This is a genomic window from Streptomyces sp. NPDC002845 (assembly GCF_053591955.1).
On record NZ_JBSFUU010000011.1, the window covers coordinates 70,162 to 86,184 of the forward strand.

A 16,023-nucleotide genomic window follows, 5' to 3' on the forward strand; every position below is an offset into this window, starting at 1 on the left:
ACCTCTTCTGTACCTCTTCACCCTTCACCGGCTGTCGCTCGTCTCTGTGTCCGTCAGGGCCGCTCGTCCCGCCTCCAGGCGGGCGGCCGGGATCCTGAAGGGCGAGCAGGAGACGTAGTCGAGGCCCGTCCGGTGGAAGAAGTGGATGGACTCGGGGTCTCCGCCGTGCTCCCCGCACACCCCCGTCTCCAGCTGGGAGTTGACGGACCTCCCCTCCTCCACCGCGATCTCCACGAGGCGTCCGACACCTTCCTGGTCGACCGTCTCGAAGGGCGACACGTCGAAGATGCCCTTCTCCAGGTAGAGCGGGAAGAAGGACGCCTCCGCGTCGTCCCGGGACAGCCCCCAGGTCGTCTGGGTGAGGTCGTTGGTGCCGAAGGAGAAGAAGTCGGCGGCTCCGGCGATGCGCCCGGCGGTGAGCGCGGCCCGCGGCAGCTCGATCATCGTGCCGATCGGGCAGTCCAGGGCGGTGTCGGTCTCTTCCGCGACCTCGGCGAGGACGCGTTCCGTCTCCGCGCGTGCCAGGCGCAGTTCCTCGACCGTCCCGACCAGCGGGATCATGATCTCGGCGCGCGGCCGGCCGCCTTCGCGCAGCCGTTCCACGACGGCCTCGGCGATCGCCCGTACCTGCATGGCCATCAGCCCCGGCACGGCGAGGCCCAGGCGCACGCCGCGCAGGCCCAGCATCGGGTTCTGCTCGTGCATGCGCTCGACGACGTCGAGGAGTTCGCGGTCGTGCGGCTCGGGGTGCTCGGTGCCCGCGAGGCGCACGGCCAGGTCCGTGCGGTCGGGCAGGAACTCGTGCAGCGGCGGGTCGATCAGCCGGATCGTCACCGGCAGTCCGTCCATCGACTTGAGGATGCCGGTGAAGTCGGCGCGCTGGAGCGGCAGCAGGGCGTCCAGGGCCCGTTCGCGCGCGGTGTCGTCGCGGGCCAGGATCATCGCCTCGACCAGGGCCCGGCGTTCGCCGAGGAACATGTGCTCGGTGCGGCACAGGCCGATGCCCTGCGCGCCGAGCCGGCGGGCGCGTTCGGCGTCCTCGGGGGTGTCGGCGTTGGCGCGGACGTCGAGGCGGCGTACGGAGTCGGCGTGGTCGAGCGCGCCGAGCACCGCCTCGGTGAGCGAGTCGGTGCTCGTCCCGGTCTCCAGCGCCCGCCCGACGTCGGAGGGGGTGAGTGGCAGCGCGCCGAGGTGCACGGTGCCCGCGGTGCCGTCGACGGAGACGGTGTCGCCCTCGCGCACGACCGTCCCGGATCCCGTGGTGAACCGGCGGGCCGCCGTGTCGACGGTGAGGGACTCGGCGCCGCACACGCACACCTTGCCCATGCCGCGCGCGACGACGGCCGCGTGGCTGGTCTTGCCGCCGCGGCTGGTCAGTACCGCCTGGGCGGCGATCATGCCGGGCAGGTCGTCGGGGGTCGTCTCACGGCGTACGAGGACGGTGTCCTGCCCGTCCGCGGCACGCCGTATCGCCTCGGCGGAGTCGAAGACGACGACACCGACGGCGGCGCCCGGCGAGGCGGCCACGCCGTGCGCCAACGGCACGTCGGTGGGCCGGGTCTCGAAGCGGGGGAACATCAGCCGGGTCAGCTCTGCGCCGTCCACGCGGACCAGGGCCTCGTCCGCCGTGATCGCCTTCTCCTCGCGCAGGTCGTGGGCGATGCGGAAGGCGGCCTCGGCGGTGCGCTTGCCGACCCGGGTCTGCAGGATCCACAGCCGGCCGCGCTCGACGGTGAACTCGACGTCGCACAGGTCCCGGTAGTGGTCCTCCAACGTCCGTAGGTGCTCGCCGAGTTGGGCATACGAGCGCGGGTCGAGGGTCCTCAGCTCGTCCAGCGATACGGCGTCCCGGACGCCGGCGACGACGTCCTCGCCCTGCGCGTCCTGCAGGTAGTCGCCGTACATGCCGCGTGCGCCGGTGGCCGGGTCGCGGGTGAAGGCGACGCCGGTGCCGGAGTCCTGGCCGAGGTTGCCGAAGACCATCGCCTGCACGTTGACGGCGGTGCCGAGGTCCTCGGGGATGTGCTCGCGGTGACGGTAGACACGGGCCCGCTCGCCGTTCCAGGAGTCGAAGACCGCGCGAATGGCGCGCTGCAACTGCTCGGCCGGGTCCTGGGGGAAGTCCTCGCCGGTCTCCCGGCGGATGATCTCCTTGAACTCCTCAGTGAGGACGGCGAGTTCGGCTGCGTCGAGATCGTGATCGTCGGTCGTCGCCCGCTGTGCCTTGTGCGCGGCGATGGCCTCCTCGAAGAGGTCGCCGTCGACCCTCATCACCGTGCGGCCGAACATCTGCACGAGACGCCGGTAGGAGTCCCAGGCGAACCGCTCCTGTCCGGACACCTTGGCCAGTCCGGTGACCGAGTCGTCGTTGAGACCGATGTCGAGGATCGTCTCCATCATCCCGGGCATCGAGAACCGGGCGCCCGACCGCACGGACACCAGCAGCGGGTCCTCGGGCGCCCCGAGCGTACGGCCCATGGCGCGCTCCAGGGCGACGAGGGCGGTGGCCGCCTCGACGCCGAGCTCGGGCGGGTCCTCCCCGGTCGCCAGGTAGACCTTGCAGGCCTCGGTCGTGACGGTGAAGCCCGGCGGCACGGGCAGCCCGAGCCGGGTCATCTCGGCCAGGCCGGCTCCCTTGCCACCGAGAAGGCCGGCCATCTCGCGGCTGCCCTCGGCGAATCCGTACACGTACTTCTTCGGCGTGCTCATCACGGCTTGTGTGCCTCTCACTCGTGGGGGACGACGGCCACGGGGCAGCCGACGTGATGGATCGCGGCTTGGGTGACGGGGCCGGTGCGCGGGCCCAGCGGACGCTCGGTCAGACGGTGCCCGACGACCAGCAGGCTCGCGGGGGAGGCGGCGCGGACCAGCACGGTCGTGGCCTTGCCCTCCGCCACCGTCTGAAGGACCTCGACATCCGGGTACTTCTCCCGCCACACCTGCAGAACGGCCGACAGGAACCCCTGCCACTCGTAGGAACATTGCGGCTCCTGGGCCAGGCCGATGTCACCCGGACCCAGGCTGAGCGCGGAAGGCGGCTGCCAGGCGTGCACCACCCGGAGCCGCGCACCACGCAGCCGGGCCGCCTCGAAGGCGAACTCGATCACCTCGTCGCACGGATTACCGAGATCGATACCGAGCACCACATCCCGGTACCCGGTGCTCGTCGACGTACTGCCGTCCTCCGCCGGCAGGTGCTCGTCCGCCGCCTCCTCCCCCGCCCGGACCAGCACCACCGGACGGGTCGCCTTCGCGACCACCCCCAACGCCACGGACCCGGCCAGGAACCCGGTGCCCCCACTCAGCCCACGCGAACCCACCACCAGCAGCACACCCTGCCCGGCCGCACGCAGCAGAGCCGCCGTCGCCGGGCCCTCGACCTGCTCATCGAGCAGCAGCACATCCGGGCACGCGCCGCGGATATGCCGCTCCGCCCGCCGCAGCGCACGCCGGGCCAGGTGCCGCTGCGCGGCGGTGGCGGGCTCACCCTCCGGGCGCGGGTTCCAGTTCCAGGCGTGCACGAGCCGCAGGGCCCGTTCCCGGCGCACCGCCTCACGCGCCGCCCACGCGGCAGCGGCCAGACTCTCCGACGAACCATCCACTCCGGCGATCACGGGCGGCAGCATCACGCGCACCTCCAGCACTTCCAGCACTCGGCCTGCTCCACACCGCCAGCGTCACCCCGGCGGGCACTCACCGCACATGGGCCGCCAGGGCTCGGGTCGGGACCGACCGGCCCAAGCGCGCTCCCGCCATCCGCGGCCAGGGCGGGGCTCGTGACTCGGGGAGGAGAGCCATGGGTCGAGTGATCGTCGCCGCTGTCGACGGATCGGCGCGCAGCCGTGTCGCCGCCGACTGGGCAGCGCACGAGGCGTTGCGGCGCGGGCTGCCGCTGTGGGTGGTGCACGCCTCGGCTCCGGGAGCCCCGGAACAGTGGCCTCACCGCCGGGAGGTCGTCGCAGACCGCGTGGTGGCCGGGCCGGCGGACAAGTATCCGAAGCTGACCGTCGAGGCCGTACGGCCGGCCGGAGAGGCCGTGGCGGTGCTGCGCGCGCAGAGCGTGAACGCGGAGATGATCGTGCTCGGGGTGCGCGGTGAGGGCGGTTTCGCCGGTCTCACGCTGGGATCGACGGCGCCGGCCGTCACAGGGCTGTCCGCGTGCCCAGTGGTCCTCGTGCCGTGCGGGCTCGTCCATGACGAACGGTGCGCAGGTCCGGCGAGGTCGTGCTCGGTGTCGACGCGCGTGATCCGGCGGACGCGGCGATCGACTTCGCCTTCGCGGCGGCACGTCCGCGGGGTGTACGTCTGCACGCGCTCCACGCCTGGTCGCTGCCCCGTCCGCCGCGCGGTTGCCCTTCCAGGTGCCCGGAGGAGGACCGCGCCACCTGGGAGGACCACGAGGCGCAGCTGCTGTCGGAGGTGCTGCGGCCGTGGCGGGAGAAGTACCCGAGCGTACGGGTCCTCGACGACGTGCTCCTGTTCGCCCCGGCGCAGGCCCTGATCCGGGACTCGGGCAACGCCGAACTCGTGGTCGTCGGGCGGCGGCTCGGGGCCTTGCGGCGCCGCAGCTGGCGGGACGTCGACGCGGCGGCCCGGCCGGTCCGGATCGGCAGCACGGAGTACGCGGCCCTGACGTCCCCGGCCCCTCCCGTGGTGCTGCTCGCGCGGAGCCGGTGGCGCGGTGTGCCGCCGCTCGCGCCCGAGGTGCACCCCCGGCCTGTCCCGCGTCGGGCTGTCCCGTGTCGGGCTGTTCCTGCCCACGACCGGCCTGCACCACCTGCTCCTGGACGAGTTTGCCCGGCCGCTGGTGGTCACCAGCGGCAACCTCAGCGACGAGCCCATCGCCGTGGAGGACGCCGAGGCCCGGCGCACGCTGGCCGCCGTCGCCGACGGCTTCCTCACCCACGACCGGCCGATCCACGCCCGTTACGACGACTCCGTCGTGCAGTTCGCCGGACGAACCCGGATCACCGTCCGCCGGGCGCGCGGGCTGGCCCCGGCTCTCCGCTGCCGCTCGATGTGCGCGAGCCGGTCGCGGGGGGGGTGGGCGCCCAGCTGAAGCACACGGTCACGCTCGCCGCCGACGGGCAGACCCATGTCGGGCCGCACCACGGGGACCTGTCCGACTCGGCGACGTACGACGCGTTCCGGACGTCGTACGACGGGCTGGGGCGGCTCACCGGCATCGAACCGGTGGTGATCGCGCACGATCTGCACCCCGGCTATCTGTCCACGCAGTGGGCAAAGGAGCAGCCACCGCGCCGGATGGCCGTCCAGCACCATCACGCGTACGTGGCCGCCTGCGCCGCCGAGCACGGGGTGCGCGGGCTGTTCCTCGGGGTCGCGTACGACCATCTTGGCCTGGGCAACGACGGCACCCTGTGGGGCGGCGAGATCCTCGTCGCCGATCTCAGCGGCTACCGTCGCGTGGGCAGGTTCGCGACCGCGCCCCTGCCCGGCGGCGACGCGGCGGTACGCCATCGCTCCCGCACCGCCCTCGGGCAGCAGCTGGGCGGTGAGCAATTGGGCAGCCCACGGCCGTATCCGTGGCTGACGCGGCCCTTCATGGACCGGCTCGATCCGCGTGAGACCACCGCCGTACGCGCCATGGTGGCCCGGAACGTCAACTGCCCGCGCGCGTCCAGCGCCGGACGGCTCTTCGACACCGTCGCCTCCCTCCTCGGCCTCGCCGACGCGGTCGGCTACGAGGGCGAGGCGGCCGTGCTGCCCGAAGCGGCGGCCGGCGACGAGCACGCCGTACCGCTCGCCCACCGCGTCGTCCGGGTGCGGGGCCTGTGGGTGTACGACTCCACGCCCACCCTGGCCGATCTGCTGGCCCGGCGGCTCGGCGGGGGCCCGTGCCGCGGCTGGCGGCGGCCTTCCATCTCACGCTCGCGCTCGTCACCGCCGAACTCGTCGCCCGGGCGGTGGCCGAGGGTGCCCCGCACACGGTGTGCCTGGGCGGCGGCTGCTTCGTCAATCGGCGGCTGCTGACCGAGGTCCGGCGGCGTTTGCGCGCGCAGGGCCTGCGGGTACTCGTCGGCGCACAGGTCCCGGTCGGGGACGGCGGCATCAGCCACGGCCAGGAGGCGGCCGCGGCCGCACGGCTGGCCGGGGAAGGGTGAGCGCCCATGTGCTGGGCATCCCGGGACGGGTCCTGGACGTCCACGACGACGCGGGCCTGCGCATGGCCACCGTCGACTTCGGCGGCGTACGGCGCGAGGTCTGCCTCAGCTGCACGCCCGGGGCGGACGTCGGCACGTACGTCATCGTGCACGTCGGCTTCGCGATCACCGAGGTCGACGAGGCGGAGGCGCGGCGCACGCTCGATGTGCTGCGGGCGATGGCGGGCGCGGTCGAGGGTGAGTTGGGCGAGCCCCTGCCCTGAGTCGCTCCGTGAGCACGGGCTCGTGTTGCCCGACCGGACCTGTCGAAGGGCCGTACGGCCCCTGCCCCGCACCGGGCTCCGGCCGGAGGGTGGAGGGTGGAGGGTGGAGGGAGAGGACACGGGACCGTCCCCGACGAGGAGGACCGCGATGACCGTCACCGAAGCCCCGGCAGTCCTGGACCGCGCCGGGCTCGACGCCCTGGTCGCGGCTCTGGTGGCCGACGGCCGCACCGTGATCGGGCCGACGGTCCGGGACGGGGCGGTCGTGCCGGCCGAGCTGACGTCGGCGGACGGGCTGCCGTTCGGGTGGGGCGTGGAGCTGGGCGCCGGCCACTACCGTCTCGTCCCCCGTGAGGACGGCGCCGCCTTCGCGCACAGCGCGGGCCCGCAGTCCTGGAAGAACTGTCTGCACCCGCAGCGGGAACGGCTCTGGAACGCCGACCGTACGCCCGGGGGCGAGGTGACGTTCACCCCGCGGGAGCCCGCGGCACCCTCGTACGCCTTCCTCGGCGTCCGCCCCCGTGGCCTGCGGGCCATCGCCGTCCAGGACCGGGTGCTGACCGGCGGACGCTACACGGACGGCGGCTACGCGGAGCGTCGCGCTGCGACTGACGGCCGCGGTGCCCGCCGAACATCGCGGACGGCTCCTCCGCGTGGCCCGCGAGGTCCGCTTCCCGCAGGGCCGGCGCCTGTTCGAGGAGGGGCGGCGGGCCGACCGTTTCTGGATCGTGCGGGACGGCAAGGTCGCCCTCGACATGCTGACGGCGCTGTGCGAGCGGGCGATCCGCAATCACGACCCGTGCATCTCCTGTTCCACCCATTTCCTCGACCTGACGGTCGTCCGTACCTGAAGGAGACCGCGATGCCTGATTCCCCGTACACCGTGAGCGAGGTGATGACGCACACCGTCGTCGCCGTCGGCCGCGACGCCCCGTTCAAGGAAGTCGTCGAGCTGATGCAGGAGTGGAAGGTCAGCGCCCTGCCCGTGCTTGAGGGCGAGGGCCGGGTGGTCGGAGTGGTCTCGGAGGCCGATCTGCTGCCCAAGGAGGAGTTCCGGAGCGCCGACGACCGGGAGGGCCGGCCCGCGGAGCGGATCAAGGCGGCGGCGGTGACCGCGGGCGAGCTGATGAGCAGCCCGGCCGTCACCGTGCACGCGGACGCCTCACTGGCCGAGGCGGCCCGCATCATGGCACGCCGCCGCGTCAAGCGGCTCCCGGTCGTCGACCGGATCGGGATGCTGGAGGGTGTGGTCAGCCGCGGTGACCTGCTCAAGGTGTTCCTGCGTTCCGACGAGGAGATCGCCGAGGAGGTCCGGCACGACGTCCTCGGCCGGCTCCCGATCACGACCGACCTGACGGTGACGGTCGTGGAGGGGGTGGTCACGCTGGGCGGCTCGCTGCCCGAGCGCGGGCTCGTACCCGTCGTCGCCCGGGCCGTGCGGGCGGTCGAGGGCGTGGTCGACACCCGCCTGGACCTCGTGCACCGATGAAGTATCTCGACGAATACCGCGATCCCACGCTCGCCCGGCATCTGCTGGACGAGCTGCGGAGCACCGCCACGCGCCCGTGGCGGATCATGGAGGTGTGCGGCAGCCAGACGCACACCCTCGTGCGGCAGGGCATCGACGAGTTGCTGCCCGCCGGCATGCGGATGATCCACGGCCCCGGCTGCCCCGTCTGCGTCACCCCGCTGGAAAGCCTCGACCGGGCCATGGGCATCGCGGCCCACCCCGGCGTGATCCTCACCAGCTTCGGCGACATGCTGCGGGTCCCCGGCACGCACACCGACCTGCTGTCGTTGCGGGCGCGCGGCGCGGACGTCCGTGTCGTGTACGCCCCGATGGACGCGGTGCGCATCGCCGCGGATCACCCCGACCGCGAGGTGGTGTTCCTGGCCGTCGGCTTCGAGACGACCGCGCCCGCCGACGCCACCGCCGTCCTGCACGCGGCCCGCCTCGGCCTGACGAACTTCTCGATGCTGGTCAGTCATGTCCTCGTACCCCCGGCGATGACCGCGCTGCTCGACGACCCCGACTGCGAGGTGCAGGCCTTCCTCGCGACCGGGCACGTCTGCGCGGTGATGGGCCGGCACGAGTACGAGCCGATCGCCGCCCGCTACCGGGGGCCCATCGTCGTCACCGGATTCGAGCCGCTGGCCGACAGCGGTCTCGAACTCGCCGGGGCTACGAGCGGTTCGACGCGACCCGCCGCTTCGACGTGTCGGGGCTGCGCCCCGTGGAGGACCCCGAGTGCAGCGCGGGTGCCATCCTCACTGGGGCCCGGCTGCCCACCGACTGCCCGGCGTACGGCACCCGCTGCACGCCCCGCCATCCCCTCGGCGCGCCCATGGTGTCGACCGAGGGCACCTGCGCCGCCTTCCACGCGGCCGGACGCACCAGGAGCTCGGCATGACCATCGAATGCCCCACCCCGACCCACGAGGACGAGGTCGTCCTGCTGGGCCACGGAGCCGGCGGCCGCCTCACCGCGGAGCTGCTGGACCGGCTGATCCTGCCCGCCGTTGGCGGCGGCACCGGCCCCATGGAGGACGCGGCACTGCTGCCGGACCACCCGCACCTGGTGATCAGCACGGACAGCTTCGTCGTCAGCCCGCTCTTCTTCCCCGGCGGGGACATCGGCTCCCTCGCCGTCCATGGCACGGTCAACGACCTCGCCATGCGCGGGGCCCGGCCGCTCGCCCTGTCCGTCTCCCTCATCGTCGAGGAAGGGCTGCCGCTGGCCGAACTCCGCGCCGTCCTCGACTCGTTGGGCAAGGCCGCGCAGGACGCCGGGGTGCCCGTCGTCGCCGGGGACACCAAGGTCGTGGGGCGGGGGGCGGCCGACAAGCTCTTCATCAACACCACCGGTATCGGGCAGCGGTACGGCTCGCTGCGCCCGTCCGCCGCGCTGGCCCGTCCCGGGGACGCGGTGCTGTTGTCCGGGCCGGTCGGGCTGCACGGTACGACCGTGCTCGGTACGCGGGAGGGGCTCGGCTTCGAGAGTGACATCGCCTCGGACTCGCGGCCGCTGCACCGCCTCGTGCGGGCGCTGACCCCGCTGGGTCCGCACGTCCATGCGCTCCGGGACCCGACGCGGGGTGGGCTTGCCGCGGCCCTCAACGAGATCGCCCGGGACTCGTCCGTCGCCGTCGAGATCGACGAGCGCTCGGTGCCGGTCCCGGAAGCCGTCGCCTCCGCCTGCGACCTCCTTGGGCTCGACCCTCTCGTCGTCGCCAACGAGGGCTGCCTGGTCGCCTTCGTGACGGCCGCCGTGGCCGAGGACGCCCTTGCCGCCATGCGGTCCCTGCCCGAGGGGGCGGGTGCGGTGCAGATCGGTGACGTGTCGGCGGAGGGGCCTCGCGGGCGGGTGACTCTGCGGACGCTGGTGGGGGCTCGGCGGATCGTGGAGATGCCGTTGGGGGAGCAACTGCCGCGGATTTGCTGACGGTCGGCGGGAGGCGAGAAACCCGGGGTCCGCCCCTGGCGGCTCACGGTACAGTCAGCTCCTTTGCGATCCGTGCGGCCCAGTCCTCGATCCGGCCGAAGTCACGGAAGTCGCCGCCCTGGTCGCCCGGATGATCATCCGGGCGACCCGGCCCTTCGCGACTTCCTCCAGGCCACCACGGAAGGTGGCGTGCTTCCTGACATCCAGTTGCTCCATGGCCCGCTTGGCGCCGGGCACAGTCGGGATGTCCGGACCCAGTGGCCGGGGTGCGGCGGGGCAGGCCCAGTCGGCGGCCAGCGCGGCGGAACGCCTGCTCGTGGAGAAGAACCGCAGCCGCAGGTTCTCCGGGGACATCTCCTCGTAGAGTCCCTGCCGACGCACACCGGCCCGCGCCTGGCCGGCGGCACCGCCGCATCGGACGGCCGCCGAGTCCCGCCTCAGTCCGGCAGTGTCAGGTCGCAGGACTCCCCCGGCGCCACGGACACGGTGCGGTCGGCGAGGACGACGGCGATCGGGTCGAGGTCGGAGTCGGGCACGGTGATGTGCAGGTGCCCCGGCTGCAGGCGCAGACGTACGCCCCAGTGGCCCCGGTAGCGGATGGAGAGCGCGAACTCGGACAGCTCCGGCAGGGGAACGGGGTCGAGCCACAGGGCGCCGCCCCTGGTCTCCAGGCCGGTCAGGCCGCGCTGCACCAGGTCGAGAGTGCCCGCCATGGCGCCCAGGTGGATGCCCTCGCCGGTGGTTCCGCCGTGCAGGTCGGCGATGTCCCCGGCCAGCGCCTCCTGCACGAACGTCCATGCCTCGGCGCGCCGGACCCTGGCCAGCACCCAGCCGTGGACGAGGGCGCTGAGCGTGGAGCCGTGGCTCGTGCGGCCCAGGTAGTAGTCGACGGTGCGCCGCCAGGTCTCGTCGTCGAGCCGGTACCCCAACCGGGCGAAGAGGGCGCTCAGTTCGGCGGGCGAGAAGAGGTAGCCGAGCATCAGCACGTCGGCCTGCTTGGACGCCTGGTACCGGTTGACGGTGTCGCCCTCGGCCTCCAGGATCCGGTCCAGCCGCCGGATGTCACCGTACTTCCGGCCGTACGCGCTCCAGTCGAGCTCGGCCAGTTCGCCGTAGCCCTCGAACTGGCTGATGACGCCCGCGTGGAAGGGCACGTGGAGCGAGCGGGACACGTCCTCCCACAGTTCGAGTTCGCCGCCGTCGAAGCCGGTGCGCTCGCCGAGCTCGCGGCGACGCGGCTGCGGGAGCGTGTCCAGCAGTTCCCCGGCGCGGGCGAGCACCCAGGCGGCGGTGACGTTCGTGTACGCGTTGTCGTCGAGTCCGGGCCGGTCGGCGCCGGGATAGGCGTCGTGGTACTCGTCGGGCCCGACCACGCCGCGGATGCGGTAGCGGCCGAGGTCCGCGTCCCAGGTCGCCGCGTCCGCCCAGAAGCGGGCGATCTGCAGCATCATCTCGGCGCCCTTGGTGTGCAGGAACTCCGTGTCGTCGCTGGCCTCGCAGTACCGCCACACGTTGTACGCGACGGCCGAGCCGACGTGGCGCTGCAGGTGGGTGTGGTCGGGCAGCCAGCGTCCGGAGCGTGGGTTGAGGTGCAGCTGCTGTGTCTCCTCACGGCCGTCGCTCGCGCTCTGCCAGGGGTACATGGCGCCCGCCCGGCCGGCGTCCCGGGCGGCCGCGCACGCCTCCTCCAGGCGGCGGTGGCGGTAGGTGATCAGTGCCCGGGAGACCTCCGGGAAGTGCAGGTCCAGATACGGCAGGACGAACAGCTCGTCCCAGAACACATGGCCCCGGTAGGCCTCGCCGTGCAGTCCGCGCGCGGGGACGCCGACGTCCAGGTCTGCGGTGTGCGGGGAAAGGGTCTGCAGCACATGGAAGAGGTGCAGCCGAAGAATCTGGCCCGCCTTGCCGGGTACCTCCAGGTCGGCCCTGCGCCACAGCAGGTCCCATGCGGTGAGGTGGGATTCCAGCAGCTCGTCGAAGCCGGGGACGTGGCCGACGCGGTCGAGGGCGGCGTGGAGCGGGTCGTCGATGGCGGGGTCGCGGGAGGTGTGCAGCGCGACGGTCTTGTCCAGCGTGACGGTCCGGCCAGGGGCGAGGTCGAGGCGGAACAGCTGGGCGGCTCGCGGCCCGTCCTGGAGGGGCTCGGGCTTGGCTCCGGTGGAGCTGGTGGTCCGTGCCGCCATGCCGACGCGGATGTCGGAGGCGCTGGTGCGGCAGCGCAGCCACACGGTGTCGGGGTCGGCCGTACCGGTGTGGACGTGCACGAGGTGCCTGGCCTGGAGCTCCCGGTAGCGGGCCACTCCGCTGTTGCGTACCGACCCGTCCAGCGCCGCCTCCACCTCCAGTTCCCCCGACCAGTCCTCGGCGGTGAACTCGGTGCGCAGCGCGGCGAGATGGGGAACTCCCATGTGCACCAGGCGCAGTTGCCGTACCAGCAGCCGACGGCCCGTGCCGTCGGCGTAGCGGGAGCGGCGCTCCAGGAGGCCGGTGCGGGGGTCCAGGCGCAGGCGGTGGTCGAGGAGCCGGTCGCTGTCCGGGGTCAGCCAGTCCTCGCCGGGGAGACGGAAGCGCAGCGGCAGCCAGTTGGGCAGGTTGACCATGTCCTCGTTCTCGACCCGGTGTCCCGCCACCTCGGAGGCGAGCCGGTTGTAGCAGCCGGCCGCGTATGTGCCCGGGTAGTGGACGGAGTCGGCGCCGCATTCGGGCACCGCGCCGCGGGTCGCGAAGTAGCCGTTGCCGAGGGTGCACAGCGACTCGCGCAGGCTCTCCTCGTCCGGGTCGTATCCCTCGTACTCCCAGATCCAGTCGCGCATCCTCAGCCCTCCGGCCCGAGTCGCTCCGTCACATCGTCGGCCACCGGGTCCGCTCCGTGCTTCGCCAGTTCACCACGGGTACCCGGGGAGGGCTCCGATCCACATCCGCAAGCGGCCGAGCCCTCGGCCGCTGTGCCCGGCCCGGGAGCGGGGCACAGCGGTTCCGGTCCCCACCGTGCTCGTCAGTCGTCGGCGACCAGTGCGGTGAGGTCGAGGAGGCGGTTGGTGTAGCCCCACTCGTTGTCGTACCAGCCGAAGACCTTGGCCAGGGTGCCGTTGACCTGGGTCAGGGCGGGTCGAATACGCAGGAGGCGGGGTCGCCGATGAGTGTGCGCCCGCCGCGCGATCTGCAGACCTACGTCCCCGATCACACGGCGGGCCTCTGAGCCGGTCACGGCGCTCACACCCGCTGCGGTACGACGGCGACGGGGCAGGCGGCGTGGTGCAGTACCGCGTGGGCGACACGGCCGAGCTGGAGTCCGAAGTGGCCCTGGCGGCGCTGGGCACCGACGACGAGCAGGTCGGCGTCGGCGGAGGCCGCGAGCAGCACCTTGCGGGCGGGGCCCTCGACGACGCGGCGGTGCAGTTCCACGTCCGCCGGGGCGTCCCGTAGCGCCGCCTCCAGCGCTTCCGTGGCCCGCCGCTCGTGCTCGTGGGCGGGCTCTCCGGCGAGCTGGGGGTACCCCCGGACGAAGTCTGGGGGAGGATGGTCGGTGGTCTCGTGCGCGGGGCACCGCCAGGCGCGTACGGCCTCCAGGGGCACCCGGCGTTCGGCCGCCTCCTGGAGCGCGAAGCGTACGGCGGCGGAGTCCTCGGGCTCCTCGCCGACGCCGACCACGATGCGTCCGCGCGTTCCGGGGGTCGCCCGGTTGTCGTGACTGCCGCGCAGCACGATCACCGGGCAGTCGGCGCGGGCGGCGACCGCGAGGCTGACCGAACCGAGCAGTACCTCGGCGATGCCGCTGCGGCCGCGGGTGCCCATGACCAGGGCGGCGGCGTTGCGGCTCTCGTTCAGCAGCGCGGGCACCGGCCCGTCCGGCCAGACCTCGGTGGACACCTTCACGTCGGCCTGGCGGCGGTGGGCGCGCCCAGCCCCGGCCTCGACGATCCTGTCGGCCTGGATCTGCCCGGTGGTCCGGCCGAGGTCCTCGGCGAGTTCCGCGCCCTCGTACCGCTCCCAGAGCGAGGCGTACACCAGCCGCAGCGGCACTCCGCGCATTGCGGCCTCGTCGGCGGCCCAGTCGACGGCGCGCATGCTGGGCTCGGAGCCGTCGACGCCCACGACCAGGGGAAGTTCCATTGTCCTCACCGTCCCGCACCTAAGTCGAAGACGATGCGGGCCTTGATCCGGCCGCGCAGGACGTCCTCGATGGAGTCGTTGACAGAGGCGAGCCGCCGCGTCTCGTAGACGACCTTCGTGCGGCCGGCCACGTGCAGTTGGAAGACCTCCGCCAGGTCCTGCCGGGTACCCACGATCGAGCCGATCACGGAGGTTCCGCGCAGTACGGTGTCGAAGATCGGGACCTGGATCGTGCCGTGCGCGGGCAGGGCGACCATGTCCAGCTTGCCGCCGCGCCTGAGTCCGGCGTTGACCGCCGCGAACGCGGTCTCGTTCACCGCGAGTGCGAGCGCCGCATACGCTCCGCCGTGCCGCCGCAGGACCTCGCCGGGGTCGTCCTTGCGGGCGTCGATCACCAGGTCGGCGCCGAGTTCCGCGGCCAGTTCCAGCTTGTCGTCGGTGACGTCGATCGCGGCCTCGCGCGCCGCCCTCCCCCACTGCCCTCAAGGCGTGGGAGGTGCCCCCATGGCGGCGGCGTGGCTCTCCGGTGAGCCGTCCGGACCCACGGTCACAGTGCGGGGCATGCTCTCCACCTCCTGTTTCGGCATCCGCTTTCAGCTTCGTGGTCAGGGAGTTCGGGGGGGGAGGGGCCGCAGGTCCCCGAACGGGGCCGATGGGCCCCAACGTGCCGGTGGCCGTGTGCGGCTGCCGCCACCCTCGTTGGGGGTGGTCAGGGGTGTGTGCGGGTGAGTGGGGGTTGTTGCGGGATCGGCCTGAACGGCCTCGTCCTCAAACGTGGGACGGGCTGGGGGTACTCGGCCCCGGTTGGGAGTGACCGGCCCAAGCCAGGATCACCCCACGGTCAGGTCCGGGCGGACCAGGGTGCCGGATCTGCCGTGGACGATGTCGTAGGCGGCGTCGAGGGCGCCGATGGCGGCCAGGGCTCCGGTGCGTTCGACGAAGCGGGCGGCGGCTTCGGTCTTGGGGCCCATGGTGGTGCCGGGGCAGGTGACGCGGCGCAGGTCGGTGGGGGTGGCGTCGAGGACGGGGCGCTGGTGGGGGGTGCCGTAGTCGGCGTAGACGTTCGGGACGTCGGTGAGGACGAGCAGGAAGTCGGCCTTGAGGTCCTGGGCGAGGCGGGCGGCGGCGAGGTCCTTGTCGACGACGGCCTCCACGCCGTGCAGCGCGCCGGTGTCGTTGTCGGCGACGACCGGGACGCCTCCGCCGCCGGCACAGATCACGAGGGTGCCCTTGGCCAGGAGGTTGTGGACCGTGTCGGTCTCCACGATCCACTCGGGCGCCGGGGAGGCGACGACGCGGCGCCAGCCGGCGGTGTCCTCGGCGACGTACCAGCCGTGCTTGCGGGCGAGCGACCGCGCCGTCGCCCGTGGGTACTCCGGTCCGACGAACGTGGCCGGCCGGCCGAAGGCCGGATCGCCGGCGCGTACGACGGTGTGGGTGACCAGCGTGACGATCCGGCGCCCGGGCAGGGCGTTGTGGAGGGTCCGCACGAGCAGCGAACCGATCATGCCCTGGGTCTGGGCGCAGAGCAGGTCCAGCGGATACGGCGCGCGCAGGGCGGGATCGGCCGCGCTCTCGACGGCGAGCACTCCGAGCTGCGGCGCGTTTCCGTGAGTGACGACGATGTCGTGCTCGTGGGCGAGGGCGGCAACGGCGGTGGCGACGCGTTCGACGTTGGACCGCTGCACGTCGGCGTCGGGGTGTTCGCCCCGGTGCAGCAGGGCGTTGCCGCCGAGGGCGACGACGATACGCATGGCTCAGACCTCCAGCCCGCGGGAGACGGTCTGCCAACCCCTGTAGGAAAAGGCTACCGACACGGGGTTCACGAGCGGTTGGATGCCCGGTGGGGACCAGCAGCACCGGGCAGTGGGCCCGGTGGAGCAGGGTGCGGGAGACGGGGCCGAGGTAGCGGCCGTGCCCGCCCTCCTCGTCGGGTTCGGGCACGGCGTACACGCTCTCCAGTCCGGTCGCGCGCAGGGCGGCCTCGTCGGCGGCCCGGTCCAGGGCTCGTACGGCGCTGACCGAACCGTCCACGCCGAGGGTCACATGACGGGTGGTTATGTCATGGCTCGTTCCGTTC

The 16,023-nt window shown here is 73.0% G+C and carries 11 protein-coding genes and 7 pseudogenes; 10 read left to right on the plus strand and 8 right to left on the minus strand.

Translation table 11 applies throughout. From position 1 onward, the window contains the following. Nucleotides 1-24: 24 nt before the first annotated feature. A complete protein-coding gene (gene ppdK / locus ACWD3C_RS10300) occupies nt 25-2,709 on the minus strand; it encodes a pyruvate, phosphate dikinase (protein ID WP_451142131.1) in 2,685 nt (894 codons plus the stop codon). A 17-nt stretch (nt 2,710-2,726) separates the two neighbouring features. After that, nucleotides 2,727-3,626 carry a universal stress protein gene (locus ACWD3C_RS10305; RefSeq protein ID WP_451142276.1) on the minus strand — a complete coding sequence of 300 codons (900 nt, stop codon included), beginning with the start codon at nt 3,624-3,626 and terminating at the stop codon, nt 2,727-2,729. Between the two features lie 170 nt (nt 3,627-3,796). Between ACWD3C_RS10305 and ACWD3C_RS10310 the strand changes: the two are divergent. The 10 genes and pseudogenes from ACWD3C_RS10310 to hypE all read left to right on the plus strand — a co-directional run. Further along, nucleotides 3,797-4,168 (plus strand): annotated as a pseudogene (locus ACWD3C_RS10310) (universal stress protein); the annotation flags it as partial. 56 nt (nt 4,169-4,224) lie between these two features. After that, nucleotides 4,225-4,503: pseudogene (locus tag ACWD3C_RS10315) on the plus strand (universal stress protein); the annotation flags it as partial. 178 nt (nt 4,504-4,681) lie between these two features. Further along, complete coding sequence (locus ACWD3C_RS10320; protein ID WP_451142133.1) at nt 4,682-5,059, plus strand: Sua5/YciO/YrdC/YwlC family protein; 378 nt, start codon at nt 4,682-4,684, stop codon at nt 5,057-5,059. 41 nt (nt 5,060-5,100) lie between these two features. After that, nucleotides 5,101-5,784, plus strand: a pseudogene (locus ACWD3C_RS10325) (Kae1-like domain-containing protein); the annotation flags it as partial. 74 nt (nt 5,785-5,858) lie between these two features. Further along, nucleotides 5,859-6,125 (plus strand): Kae1-like domain-containing protein, encoded by a 267-nt coding sequence (locus tag ACWD3C_RS10330; RefSeq protein ID WP_451142135.1) that lies wholly within the window; start codon nt 5,859-5,861, stop codon nt 6,123-6,125. Next, nucleotides 6,122-6,388 carry a HypC/HybG/HupF family hydrogenase formation chaperone gene (locus ACWD3C_RS10335; protein WP_451142137.1) on the plus strand — a complete coding sequence of 89 codons (267 nt, stop codon included), beginning with the start codon at nt 6,122-6,124 and terminating at the stop codon, nt 6,386-6,388. The genes ACWD3C_RS10330 and ACWD3C_RS10335 overlap by 4 nt, the downstream gene beginning before the upstream one ends. Before the next feature lie 602 nt (nt 6,389-6,990). Next, nucleotides 6,991-7,146, plus strand: a pseudogene (locus ACWD3C_RS10340) (regulator); the annotation flags it as partial. A 104-nt stretch (nt 7,147-7,250) separates the two neighbouring features. Next, on the plus strand, nt 7,251-7,877 hold the full coding sequence (locus tag ACWD3C_RS10345; protein WP_451142139.1) for a CBS domain-containing protein: 627 nt from the start codon (nt 7,251-7,253) through the stop codon (nt 7,875-7,877). Further along, nucleotides 7,874-8,799: pseudogene (gene hypD / locus ACWD3C_RS10350) on the plus strand (hydrogenase formation protein HypD). Before ACWD3C_RS10345 ends, hypD begins: the two are co-directional and overlap by 4 nt. After that, a complete protein-coding gene (hypE, locus tag ACWD3C_RS10355; RefSeq protein WP_451142141.1) occupies nt 8,796-9,830 on the plus strand; it encodes a hydrogenase expression/formation protein HypE in 1,035 nt (344 codons plus the stop codon). The pseudogene hypD and the gene hypE overlap by 4 nt, the downstream one beginning before the upstream one ends. A gap of 54 nt (nt 9,831-9,884) precedes the next feature. On the opposite strand, the gene ACWD3C_RS10360 is transcribed toward hypE, so the two are convergent. The 6 genes and pseudogenes from ACWD3C_RS10360 to ACWD3C_RS10385 form a co-directional block, all read right to left on the minus strand. Then, the gene (locus ACWD3C_RS10360; RefSeq protein ID WP_451142143.1) at nt 9,885-10,211 is read right to left on the minus strand and encodes a hypothetical protein; all 327 of its coding nucleotides are present in this window, start codon (nt 10,209-10,211) and stop codon (nt 9,885-9,887) included. Nucleotides 10,212-10,267: 56 nt separating this feature from the next. Then, nucleotides 10,268-12,643, minus strand: coding sequence for a glycoside hydrolase family 65 protein (locus tag ACWD3C_RS10365; protein ID WP_451142145.1), 2,376 nt, complete (start codon nt 12,641-12,643; stop codon nt 10,268-10,270). A 182-nt stretch (nt 12,644-12,825) separates the two neighbouring features. Then, nucleotides 12,826-12,977, minus strand: a pseudogene (locus ACWD3C_RS10370) (type I glyceraldehyde-3-phosphate dehydrogenase); the annotation flags it as partial. Between the two features lie 66 nt (nt 12,978-13,043). Then, nucleotides 13,044-13,943, minus strand: a complete 900-nt coding sequence (locus tag ACWD3C_RS10375; protein ID WP_451142147.1) for a universal stress protein — start codon at nt 13,941-13,943, stop codon at nt 13,044-13,046. Between the two features lie 5 nt (nt 13,944-13,948). After that, nucleotides 13,949-14,407: pseudogene (locus ACWD3C_RS10380) on the minus strand (zinc-binding dehydrogenase); the annotation flags it as partial. 366 nt (nt 14,408-14,773) lie between these two features. Next, nucleotides 14,774-15,697 carry a carbamate kinase gene (locus ACWD3C_RS10385; protein WP_451142149.1) on the minus strand — a complete coding sequence of 308 codons (924 nt, stop codon included), beginning with the start codon at nt 15,695-15,697 and terminating at the stop codon, nt 14,774-14,776. Between the last annotated feature and the right edge of the window lie 326 nt (nt 15,698-16,023).